This is a genomic window from Actinomadura sp. 7K507 (genome assembly GCF_004348425.1).
Lineage (GTDB): Bacteria > Actinomycetota > Actinomycetes > Streptosporangiales > Streptosporangiaceae > Spirillospora.
In genome coordinates this window covers 1-11,521 of sequence record NZ_SMKK01000272.1, presented here as the reverse complement: position 1 = coordinate 11,521, position 11,521 = coordinate 1, and the positions used below count along the sequence as shown (strand labels likewise).

The window sequence follows — 11,521 nt, the reverse complement described above, 5'->3', positions numbered from 1 at the left end:
GGGGGCGGCCCGGCCCGTCGTCGTCGTATGCCCGGACGCTGACCTGCGGAGAATCGATATCGGAACGGACTCGGAACGGTAAAGCTTTGCGGTCTAGACCGGTTCTGGGTGCCCACCGATAGTGCATGAAACGTACTATTCGGGCGATTTGCCCGAAGCGTTGCCGGGGTGCGTGTGCCCCAGATGACGGCGAGATCACAAGTCAGATACGGGTACTGGCGAAGGTCGTCCCGCGGATGGACAGTCGTGGCCGAAGGACTACGTTTCCCTTCAGCAACGCGGCGTGACGCGCACGGCGGCGGCGGATGATCTCCGCGGCCACCGGTCCGCGCCGGCGGCGTGGCCGAACCAGTGGCCGGACGGTAGGAGGTATGGAGCGTGGCCGCACCCATCGAGGTGAGCGGATCCGACACCGAGGCGCAGCCGGAGGCGGTGCTCGCCGGAGTCGACCGCAAGAAGATCCAGGGGCGCTCCCTGGGACAGATCGCCTGGATGCGGCTCAAGCGCGACAAGGTCGCGCTCACCGGAGCGATCGTGGTGTTCGCGCTGATCCTCATCGCGATCTTCGGCCCGTACTTCGTGCAGAACCCGCTGACCTACCACCAGAACCTGATCGACCCGACCTACAACCGGCCCAAGTACGGGTTCTGGCACTCGGGCATCAGCACCGACCACTGGCTCGGCGTCGAGCCGGGCACCGGCCGCGACATGCTGGCCCGCATCGTGCACGGCGCCCGCATCTCGCTGCTCGTGTCGTTCCTGGCCACCCTGATGTCGGTGCTCCTCGGCACGATCCTCGGCATCACCGCCGGCTACTTCGGCGGCTGGGTGGACTTCGTCATCAGCCGCGCCATGGACGCGTTCCTGGCCTTCCCGCTGCTGCTGTTCGCGATCGCGCTGGTCGGCGTCGTCTCCGACGGGGCGTTCGGGCTGAGCGGCAACGGGCTGCGCATCTCGGTGCTGGTCATCGTCATCGGGTTCTTCAACTGGCCCTACATCGGCCGCATCATCCGGGGGCAGACGCTGTCGCTGCGCGAGCGCGAGTTCGTCGACGCCTCGCGCAGCATGGGCGCCCGCAACACCCATGTGCTCTTCAAGGAGATCCTGCCGAACCTGGTCGCGCCGATCCTGGTCTACTCGACCCTGCTGATCCCGACCAACATCCTGTTCGAGGCCGCGCTGTCGTTCCTCGGCGTCGGCGTCATCCCCCCGACCCCCTCGTGGGGCGGCATGCTCACGCTCGCGGTGCCGATCTACGAGTCGGACCCGATGTACATGATCATTCCCGGTATGGCGATCTTCATCACCGTCCTCGCCTTCAACCTGTTCGGCGACGGGCTCCGGGACGCTCTCGACCCAAGGGCCAAGTGATTTCGGGTTCCTCCGACCCGCCTATTGAAAGGGTGCGCCTGCACATGAACATGATGAGACCGATCGCGGTCTTCGCGGCCGGTGTGGTCGCGGCCGCGGGGCTCGCCGCCTGCGGCGGCGGGGACACCACGGGAGGGGACGGCCCCGGCTTCAACGCCGGCGTCAACGAGGTCGTCAACACCTCCGACAAAAAGGGCGGCACGCTCAAGCTGGCCAGCTCTGACGACTTCGACTCGCCGGACCCCGGCGACACCTACTACGCGTTCTCCCAGAACATCGCCCGCCAGTACGGCCGCGCTCTGACGACGTTCAAGCCCGCCGCGGGGCAGGACAGCCTGGAGGTCGTCCCCGACCTGGCGACCGACCTCGGGCAGGTCAGCGAGGACGGCAAGACCTGGACGTACAAGCTGCGCACCGGCGTCAAGTACGACGACGGCAGCACCGTGACGTCCAAGGACGTCAAGTACGCGGTGGAACGCAGCAACTACACCAAGGAACTCCAGCTCGGGCCGAAGTACTTCAAGCAGTACCTGAAGGACAACGACCCCGCCTACAAGGGGCCGTACGACGACAAGAGCGACAAGGGCCTCGAGGCCATCGAGACCCCGGACGACCAGACGATCGTGTTCCACCTGAAGGAGCCGTTCGCCGAGTTCGACTACCTGGTCGCGATGTCGCAGACGATGCCCGTGCCGAAGGCCAAGGACACCGGCCTGAAGTACGCGAACTCGATCGTCTCCAGCGGGCCCTACAAGGTCGACAACTACACGCGCGGCAAGTCCATGGCCCTGTCGCGCAACCCGCACTGGGACAAGAGCACGGACCCGATCCGCAAGGCGCTGCCCGACAAGATCGAGATCCAGCTCAAGCAGAACGGCGACGACATCGACCAGCGGCTGCTGGCCGGCTCGCTCGACATGGACATCGCGGGCGTCGGGGTCCAGGCGGCGGCGCAGCCGAAGGTGCTGGCCGACGACCAGAAGCCGTTCGTCGACAACCCGATCCAGGGCTTCCTGCGGTTCATGTCGCTGAACGTCCACGTCAAGCCGCTGGACAACGTCCACTGCCGCAGGGCGGTGCAGTACGCGACCGACAAGGTCGCCGCGCAGACCGCCTACGGCGGCCCGCTCGCCGGCGGCGACGTCGCCACCACGGTGATCCCGCCGACCGTCAAGGGCTACACCAAGTTCGACCAGTACCCGCAGAAGCAGGCCGAGAACGGCGGCCTGGACGAGGCCACCATCGCCAAGGCCAAGCAGGAGCTGCAGCAGTGCGGCCAGCCGGACGGCTTCAGCACCAAGATCTCGGCCCGGTCCGACCGGTCCAAGGAAGTCGCGATGGCTCAGGCGATCCAGCAGAGCCTGAAGAAGGTCGGCATCAACGTCGAGCTGGTGCAGTGGCCCGCCGGTGACTACTTCAACAAGTACGTCGGCGTGCCGGACTACGTCCACGAGCACGGCGTCGGCATGATGATCATGGCGTGGGCGGCGGACTGGCCGACCGGCTACGGGTTCCTCGCCCAGATCGCCCACGGCGAGTCCATCAAGCCGTCCGGCGGCACCAACCTGGCCGAGCTGGACGACCCGAAGGTCAACAAGACGCTGGACGACGCCATCTCCAACACCGACGAGGCCGCCCGCCTGAAGGCCTACGGCGAGGCGGACAAGCTGATCATGGAGACGGCGACGCAGGTTCCGCTCGTGTACGCCAAGGCGCTGATGTACCGGCCGGAGCGCGTCACCAACGCCGGGATCACCCTCGCCTACGGCGGCATGTACGACTACCTCAACATGGGCGTCGAGGAGTAAGAGTTCCTCCCCGCGTTCATGCGTCCATCTGAAGGCAGGTGAAGGCGACGCCCGTCGGCCGGGTCCGGACCCACAGGTCCGCCCGGCCGGCGGGTGGGGCCGCGCAATGTGTTCGCATACATAGTCCGGCGCCTGATCGGCGCCGTCCTCATGTTGCTGCTGGTCAGCTTCGTGACCTTCGGCATCTTCTTCGGGCTGCCGAAGCTGGCGGGGCAGACGACCGACCAGTTGGCCGCGGCGTACGTCGGCAAGGCGCCGAGCCAGGAGGCCATCGAGGACACCAAAGAGCGGCTCGGCCTGGACGATCCGATCGTCGTGCAGTACGGGAGCTACCTGAAGGCCATCGTGGCCGGCAAGGACTACAAGGCCGGCCCGGTCACCGACCGCTGCCCGGCGCCGTGCCTGGGGTACTCCTTCCGCAGCAGCCAGCCGGTGCTGGAGACGCTCCTCGACCGGGCCCCGGCGACGGTGTCGCTCGCCGCGGGAGCCGCGGTCATCTGGCTGGCCGGCGGGATCACCACGGGTGTCATCTCCGCGCTGCGAAGAGGGACGCTCTGGGACAGGGCGACGATGATCATCGCGTTGAGCGGGGTGTCGCTGCCGATCTACTTCACCGGCCTGGTCTCGCTGGCCCTGTTCAGCTACACCCTGAAAATCTTCCCGGGGGGCGGCAGTTACAACCCGATCACCGAGAATCCGGTGACGTGGTTCCAGTCGCTGGTGCTGCCCTGGGTCACCCTGGCGTTCCTGTACGCCGCGATGTACGCGCGGCTCACCAGAGCGGGCATGCTGGAGACGATGAACGAGGACTACATTCGCACCGCCCGAGCCAAGGGGCTGCCGGAGAGGACCGTCGTCACCAAGCACGCCCTGCGCGCGTCGCTGACGCCGATCCTGACCGTCTTCGGCCTCGACCTCGGCCTGCTGCTGGGCGGCGCGGTGCTGACGGAGAACACGTTCGGCATCCCGGGGCTGGGTCAGCTCGCGATCGGCTCGATCCGCAGCGGCGACCTGCCCATGGTGCTCGGCGTCACGCTGATCACCGCGACGTCCATCGTGGTGATCAACCTGATCGTCGACCTGCTGTACGCCGTCGTCGACCCGAGAGTGAGGCTGGCCTGATGACCGGCACGGCGCCCGCCGCGGAGACCGCGGGCAACGGCGAGGCTCCCGCGGCGTTCCTCGAGGTCCGCGACCTCAAGATCCACTTCCCGACCGACGACGGCCTGGTCAAGTCGGTCGACGGGCTGTCGTTCCAGGTGGAACGCGGCCGCACCCTCGGGATCGTGGGGGAGTCCGGGTCGGGCAAGAGCGTCACCAGCCTCGGCATCCTGGGGTTGCACAACAAGCGCAACGCCCGCGTGTCCGGCGAGATCTGGCTGGACGGCAAGGAGCTCGTCGACGCCGCCGAGTCCGAGGTCCGCCGCCTCCGCGGCCGCGACATGGCGATGATCTTCCAGGACCCGCTGTCGTCGATGCACCCGTTCTACACGGTCGGGCAGCAGATCGTCGAGGCCTACCGGGTGCACAACGACGTGTCCAAGCAGGTCGCGCGCAAGCACGCCGTCGACATGCTCGGCAAGGTCGGCATCCCCAGGCCCGACCAGCGGGTCGACGACTACCCGCACCAGTTCTCCGGCGGCATGCGGCAGCGCGCGATGATCGCGATGGCGCTGTCGTGCGACCCGGAGCTGCTGATCGCCGACGAGCCGACGACGGCGCTGGACGTGACCGTCCAGGCGCAGATCCTGGACCTGATCCGCGACCTGCAGGAGGAGTTCAACTCCGCCGTCATCATGATCACCCACGATCTCGGCGTGGTCGCCGAGCTGGCCGACGACATCCTGGTGATGTACGCGGGCCGGTCGGTCGAGCAGGCGTCGGTCGACAACACCTTCCACCGGCCGCTGCACCCCTACACGTGGGGCCTGCTCGGCTCGATGCCGCGGCTGGACCGGGAGCGGTCCGAGCGGCTGCTGCCGATCATGGGGTCGCCGCCGAGCCTGATCAACGTGCCGCCGGGGTGCGCGTTCCATCCGCGCTGCCCCTACAAGGACCTGAACGACGGCAAGAGCGAGACCGAGCGGCCCGAGCTGGTCGAGGTCGAGCCCGGCCACAAGGCGGCGTGCCATCTCCCGCTGGAGCGGCGTCGGGAGATCTGGACCGACGAGATCCGGCCGAAGCTGTGACGAGCACGGGTGGTAACGAGACTGTGAGCACATCGAAGACCCCGGCCGAGCCGAACACCCCGGCGAAGGAGCCCCGTTCGTTCGAGGACGGCGAGCTGCTGCTGGAGGTGGACGGTCTCGGAAAGCATTTCCCGGTCACCGCGGGGCTGCTGCGCCGGCAGGTCGCGGCGGTCAAGGCCGTCGACGGCGTGTCGTTCTCGGTCCGCAAGGGCGAGACGCTCGGCCTGGTGGGGGAGTCGGGCTGCGGGAAGTCCACCACCGGCCGGATGATCATGCGGCTGCTGGACCCCAGCTTCGGGAAGATCACCTTCGAGGGGCAGGACATCACCAGGATGTCGCAGGGCCGGCTCCGGCCGCTCCGCCGCGACCTCCAGATGATCTTCCAGGACCCGTACTCGTCGCTGAACCCCCGCAAGACGGTCGGCGCGATCGTCGGGGCACCGTTCAAGCTGCAGAACATCGAGGCCAAGCAGGGCGTCAAGAAGGCCGTCCAGGAGATCCTGGAACTGGTCGGGCTGAACCCCGAGCACTACAACCGCTACCCGCACGAGTTCTCCGGCGGGCAGCGGCAGCGCATCGGCATCGCCCGCACCCTCGCCCTGAAGCCGAAGCTGATCATCGCGGACGAGCCGGTGTCGGCCCTGGACGTGTCGGTGCAGGCGCAGGTCGTGAACCTGCTGGAGGACCTGCAGGACGAGCTCGACCTCACCTACGTGGTCATCGCGCACGACCTGTCGGTCGTGCGGCACATCTCCGACCGCGTCGCCGTCATGTACCTCGGCAAGATCGTCGAGGTGGCGGACCGGGCGGACCTGTACGAGCGGCCGATGCACCCCTACACCAACGCGCTGCTGTCGGCGGTGCCGATCCCGGACCCGGCCGAGCGCGGCGAGCGCAAGCGGATCCGGCTGCAGGGCGACGTGCCGAGCCCACTCGACCCGCCGCCGGCGTGCCGCTTCCACACCCGCTGCTGGAAGGCGCAGGAGATCTGCAAGCAGGTCGAGCCGCCGCTGGAGGAGCTCAGCCCCGGGCACTACGCCGCCTGCCACTTCCCGGAGAACACCACGGTCAGCGCGACCGACGCCGTCGCCAAGGCCAGGGTGTCCACCGCCAAGGCCGCGGCCGACGAGCCCGCGGAGTAGGCGGCGCACGAGCCCGCGGACAGGGCGCCCGCCGGTCCTTCCCCCCGGCGCGCCCTCCGCACCGGAAAAGACCCGGCCCCCTCGACGTCGAGGGGACCGGGTCTTTGCGCGCGGGTGCACGCTCATCCGGGGGAAGCGGTCACTCGGTGGAGATCGCCTTCAGGACGTCCATCCGCCCGGCCCGCCACGCCGGCCACAGCGCGGCCAGCACACCGATCGCGGCGGCCACCGCCAGGTACACGACGAGCGTCCCGTACGGAATGGACAGCACGCCGAGACCCTGATCGGCCAGCGCGTTCTGCAGCGCCGCGCCGAACGCGATCCCGATGCCCATGCCGAGCACCGCCCCGAACACCGCGATCATGATCGACTCCAGCCGGATCATGCGGCGCAGCTGCCGCCGGGAGATCCCGATCGCGCGCAGCAGCCCGATCTCCCGGGTCCGCTCGATCACCGACAGCGCCAGGGTGTTGACCACCCCCACCGCCGCGATGATCACCGACATGATCAGCAGGATCGTCAGGAACGTCACGAACCCGTCGACCTGCGCGCGGGCGTCCTCCTTCAGCGACGCCTGGTCCTCGACCTCCACGTTCGGGTACGCCTCCACCGCCGACTCCAGCGCCGACTTCGTCGCGGCGTCGGCGGTGGCGGTGTCGACGAGCACGGCCGAGACGGTCGGCGTCAGCGTGTGCCGCAGGTGCACCTGCTGCGACAGCAGCCGCGGCCCGATCATGTCGCTCTTGGCGTACACGCCCGTCAGCGTGAGCCGCTCGGTCTTCCCGTCCGGGAACTGGACGGGCACCACCGCGCCGGCCTTCCAGCCCTGCTCCTCCGCGGTGTCCTCGTCCAGCATGAACGTGGACGGGCCGGTGGACGCGCTCCCCGACACCACCTTCAGCCTGGCGGCGCGGACGACGGCGGCCGCGTCGCCCGCCATGTAGTAGACGTCCTCCCCGGCGATCTTCGCCTCCCCGTCGTAGGTGGGGGACGCGGCCACCACCCCGGGCGCGTCCTGGATCTTGCGCTGCGCCTCGGCGTTGACGCCGCCGGGGCCCTGCGCCTGCACCAGGTAGTCCGTCCCGACCTGCGTGTCGATCTGCTCGTCGACCGAGGCCCGCATCGTCGAGCCGAGCACGTTCACCGTCGTGATCAGCGCCAGGCCGATCATCAGGGCGGCGGCGGTGGCGGCGGTGCGCCGCGGGTTGCGCAGCGCGTTCTGCCGCGCCAGCCGCCCCGGCGCCCCCATCAGCCGCGCCGCCGGCGCGCCCAGCACCCGCAGCACCGGGACGCTGATGACCGGCGCGAGCATCGCGACGCCGACGAACACTCCGAACGCGCCCGCGCCGACGAGGGCCGCGGGGTTCCCGCTGCCGGCCAGGCCGAGGGCGATCAGGCCCGCGCCCGCGGCGGTGAGCAGCGACCCGAGCGCGATCCGGATCCGCATCGACCGCTGCGGCAGCGCCACGTCGTCGCGCATCGCCGCCACCGGCGGGATCTTCGCCGCGCGGCGGGCCGGGAAGTACGCCGACACGACCGTCACCACGATCCCGACCACGTACGACCAGATCACCGGCGTGGCGGTGAACGTGAGCCCGCCCTGCCCGGCGTCGCCCATCTGCGACTGCAGCAGCGACGCCAGGCCCGCCCCGGCCACCAGCCCGAGCGTGGACCCGACGACCCCGACCGCGACGGCCTCGCCGATCACCGCCCGCGTCACCTGCCCGCGGGCCGCGCCGACCGCGCGCAGCAGCGCCAGCTCACGGGTCCGCTGCGCCACCAGCATCGAGAACGTGTTGAAGATGATGAACGCCCCGACGAAGATCGAGATCAGCGCGAACGCGAGCAGGAACGTCCGGAAGAAGCCCATCATCTCCGCGATGTCGCTCTGGGCCTCCTCGCTCATCTCCGTCCCCGTGATCGCCTCCAGGTTCGCCGGCAGGACCTGCGCGACGCGGTCGCGCAGCTCCTCCTCCGACGGCCCCGACGACTGCATCTCGATGTCGGTGAAGTAGCCGGGCTTCAGCAGCAGCTTCTGCGCCGTCGGCGTGTCGAACGCGGTGACGGTCGCGCCCATCATGTTCCCGGTGTCGACCAGCCCGACGATCTTCATCCGCTGCGGCGGCCCGGCCGTGACGACCTGGGTGGTGTCGCCGATGGCCAGCTTGCCGTTCTCGGCGGTGGCCTCGTCGATGGCGACCTCGGCCGGGCCCCGCGGCGCGCGGCCGGACGTGACGTCGTAGAACGTGCTGCGCGTCAGGTTCACGCCGAGCTGCGGCGGGCCGTTCTGCGGCGTCCCGACGATCTCGCCGTCCTTGCCGACGACCGCCGCGTACCCGGTGACGTTCCCGATCGGGTCCTTGACCCCCTCGACGCCCTTGAGGCGCTCCAGCACCGTCGCCGGCACCGGCTGCCCCCCCATGCCGTCGCCGTCGCCGCCGACGACCTTCTTCGCCCGGACGTCGACGGCGATGTCCTCGCTGATCCCGCCGAACAGCTCGTCGAACTGCTTGTTCATGCTGTCGGTGAAGATCAGCGTGCCCGCGACGAACGCGACGCCGAGGAGCACCGACACGCCCGTCAGCAGCAGCCTGATCTTGTGCGCCGCGAGGTTGCGGAGCGTGACCCTGGCCATCATCGCGGCGTGCCCCCCGGCCCCTGCGCGCCCGGAACGGCCGCGCCCGGAGCGGCCGAGGCGGGCCCGGCCGAGGCGGGCCCGGCGGGCGCCGCGGCCGGACCGGACTCGAAGCCCTTCATCCGCTCCAGCACCCGCTCCGCCGTCGGGCCCGCCATCGTGTCGACGATCTGCCCGTCCGACAGGAACAGCACCTGATCGGCGTACGCGGCCGCGGACGGGTCATGCGTCACCATCACGATCGTCTGGCCCATCCGCCGCACCGAGTCCCGCAGGAACCCCAGCACCTCCGCGCCGGACCGCGAGTCCAGGTTCCCCGTCGGCTCGTCCGCGAAGATGATCTCGGGGCGGGCGGCGAGGGCGCGGGCGCACGCGACCCGCTGCTGCTGCCCGCCCGACAGCTCCGAGGGCCGGTGCTTGAGCCGCGGCCGCAGCCCCACCGTGTCGACCACGGTGTCCAGCCACTGCTTGTCGGGCTTGCGGCCCGCGATGTCCATCGGCAGCGTGATGTTCTCCAGCGCCGTCAGCGTCGGCACCAGGTTGAACGCCTGGAAGATGAAACCGACCTTGTCGCGGCGCAGCCGGGTGAGCTGCTTGTCCTTCAACCGGGTCAGCTCGGTGTCGCCGATGAACACCTCACCGGAGTCCACCGAGTCCAGGCCCGCCATGCAGTGCATGAGGGTCGACTTCCCGGACCCCGACGGACCCATGATCGCCGTGAAGCGGCCGCGGGGAATGCCGACCGTGACCCCGTCGAGCGCGACGACCTGGGCGTCGCCGCGCCCGTACACCTTCGCGATCTGCTGGGTCCGTGCGGCGAAGTCGCCCGGACCGGGCACGGTCTGCGCGCCGGCGGTCGATGGGGCGGTGTTCGTCACGTGAAACTCCCGTAATTGAGTGGGCAGAGCCTGGGACGGACCGCGCGATGCCCCCGGACGATCCGACGAACAAAACAGTAGAAGCCAGGCGGGCTCCTGAGATGGACCCCAGGAACTGACTTGCCCGTCCGCCGGAGGCAGGAGACTCCCCGCCCAGGTCGTCCTACCGGAGTACGTCCCTCCTCCCGGAAGGCAGGGTCACCTCAGGGTCCGACCCTGAGACCACCCCGCCCCGCAGCGCACCGGCCACGCCGCGACCACCGCGCGGGCCCTCAGGGGACGGCGCCGCCCACACCGCCCCGGTGCCACCGGGCCCCGGTCAGAGCCATCCGCCCCCGGTCAGCTCTGCCCCGGCCTGCTCAGGCCCGTCTCATACGCGTACACGACCGCCTGCACCCGGTCCCGCAGCCCCAGCTTCGCCAGGACGTTCCCCACATGCGTCTTCACGGTCGTCTCGCTCACCACCAGCTCCGCCGCGATCTCCGCGTTCGACTGCCCCCGCGCCACATGCGCCAGCACCTCACGCTCCCGCTCGGTCAGCGTGTCCAGCCCCGGCGGCGGCGCCTCGTCCCGCACCGCCGGCAGCCGCGACGCGAACCTGTCCAGCAGCCGCCGCGTCACGCTCGGCGCCACGATCGCGTCGCCCGCCGCCACGATCCGGATCGCCTGCACCAGATCCTCCGGCGGCGAGTCCTTCAGCAGGAACCCGCTCGCCCCCGCCCGCACCGCCTCGATCACGTACTCGTCGAGATCGAACGTCGTCAGGATCAGCACCTTCGGATCATGCGACGCCGCACCGTCCCGGACGATCCGCCGGGTCGCCTCGATCCCGTCCACCCCCGGCATCCGGATGTCCATCAGCACCACGTCGGGCAGCAGCGACCGCGTCAGCTCCACCGACGCCGCGCCGTCCCCGGCCTCGCCCACCACCGCGATGTCCGGCTCGGCCTCCAGGATGAGCCGGAACCCCGTCCGCAGCAGCGGCTGATCATCGACGAGCAGCACCCGCACCGCGCTCATCGCGACATCCCGCCGGCCCCGCGACCCGGTCGCACCATCGTCCCCGCTCCTCGCCTCACAGCGCACCCGCCCACCCCCGGGCGCCTCCGCCCGACCCGTCGGGCTCCCGCCCGACCCGCCGGCCCGCGCGGCCGCGCGGCCGGTTCACGCCTCAAGGGGGAACCGCGCCCGCACACCGAACCCGCCGCCGACCCGCGGACCGATCTTCAACTCGCCACCGTACAGCGCCACCCGCTCGTACATCCCGACCAGACCATGCCCGGGATTGTCGCCATTGTCCGCCATGAACGTTGCAGTGCCGCGCCCGTCGTCCTCGATCTCCACCGTCAGATCACGATCCCCGTAATACAGCCGCACCCACGCCCGCGCCTGCGAACCCGCATGCTTCAACGTGTTCGTCAGCGCCTCCTGGATCAACCGGAACGCCGCCACATCCACCCCCGGCGACGGAGCCCGCGCCTCACCCTCGATCCACAGC

At 70.0% G+C, this 11,521-nt stretch carries 9 protein-coding genes; 5 read left to right on the top strand and 4 right to left on the bottom strand.

Annotated features, from left to right (window positions below):
- Positions 1-378 precede the first annotated feature (378 nt).
- The 5 genes from E1285_RS38580 (at position 379) to E1285_RS38560 (ending at position 6,510) form a co-directional block, all read left to right on the top strand.
- On the top strand, positions 379-1,371 hold the full coding sequence (locus E1285_RS38580; RefSeq protein ID WP_132159553.1) for an ABC transporter permease: 993 nt from the start codon (positions 379-381) through the stop codon (positions 1,369-1,371).
- Positions 1,372-1,415: 44 nt separating this feature from the next.
- Positions 1,416-3,179, top strand: a complete 1,764-nt coding sequence (locus E1285_RS38575) for an ABC transporter substrate-binding protein (protein ID WP_207947127.1) — start codon at positions 1,416-1,418, stop codon at positions 3,177-3,179.
- 108 nt (positions 3,180-3,287) lie between these two features.
- Positions 3,288-4,301: an ABC transporter permease gene (locus E1285_RS38570; protein WP_132159552.1), complete on the top strand. Its 1,014-nt coding sequence runs from the start codon at positions 3,288-3,290 to the stop codon at positions 4,299-4,301.
- Positions 4,301-5,368, top strand: a complete 1,068-nt coding sequence (locus E1285_RS38565) for an ABC transporter ATP-binding protein (protein ID WP_132159551.1) — start codon at positions 4,301-4,303, stop codon at positions 5,366-5,368. The genes E1285_RS38570 and E1285_RS38565 overlap by 1 nt, the downstream gene beginning before the upstream one ends.
- A gap of 95 nt (positions 5,369-5,463) precedes the next feature.
- Entirely contained in the window at positions 5,464-6,510 is a 1,047-nt protein-coding gene (locus E1285_RS38560) for an ABC transporter ATP-binding protein (protein ID WP_132159555.1), read from the top strand.
- A 139-nt stretch (positions 6,511-6,649) separates the two neighbouring features.
- Here E1285_RS38560 and E1285_RS38555 read toward each other — a convergent pair whose 3' ends face one another.
- The 4 genes from E1285_RS38555 to E1285_RS38540 form a co-directional block, all read right to left on the bottom strand.
- The gene (locus tag E1285_RS38555) at positions 6,650-9,148 is read right to left on the bottom strand and encodes an FtsX-like permease family protein (protein WP_243723355.1); all 2,499 of its coding nucleotides are present in this window, start codon (positions 9,146-9,148) and stop codon (positions 6,650-6,652) included.
- Complete coding sequence (locus tag E1285_RS38550) at positions 9,145-10,023, bottom strand: ABC transporter ATP-binding protein (RefSeq protein WP_132159550.1); 879 nt, start codon at positions 10,021-10,023, stop codon at positions 9,145-9,147. Before E1285_RS38550 ends, E1285_RS38555 begins: the two co-directional genes overlap by 4 nt.
- A 339-nt stretch (positions 10,024-10,362) precedes the next feature.
- Complete coding sequence (locus E1285_RS38545; RefSeq protein WP_132159549.1) at positions 10,363-11,043, bottom strand: response regulator transcription factor; 681 nt, start codon at positions 11,041-11,043, stop codon at positions 10,363-10,365.
- A gap of 144 nt (positions 11,044-11,187) precedes the next feature.
- A partial coding sequence (locus E1285_RS38540) for an ATP-binding protein (RefSeq protein ID WP_243723354.1) occupies positions 11,188-11,521 on the bottom strand: 334 nt, incomplete at its 5' end.

Excerpts from the sequence above, each read along its gene's own strand:
- E1285_RS38545 (WP_132159549.1), bottom strand. The coding sequence starts at position 11,043 with ATGAGCGCGGTGCGGGTGCTGCTCGTCGATGATCAGCCGCTGCTGCGG.
- E1285_RS38575 (WP_207947127.1), top strand. The coding sequence starts at position 1,416 with ATGAACATGATGAGACCGATCGCGGTCTTCGCGGCCGGTGTGGTCGCG.
- E1285_RS38555 (WP_243723355.1), bottom strand. The coding sequence starts at position 9,148 with ATGATGGCCAGGGTCACGCTCCGCAACCTCGCGGCGCACAAGATCAGG.
- E1285_RS38565 (WP_132159551.1), top strand. The coding sequence starts at position 4,301 with ATGACCGGCACGGCGCCCGCCGCGGAGACCGCGGGCAACGGCGAGGCT.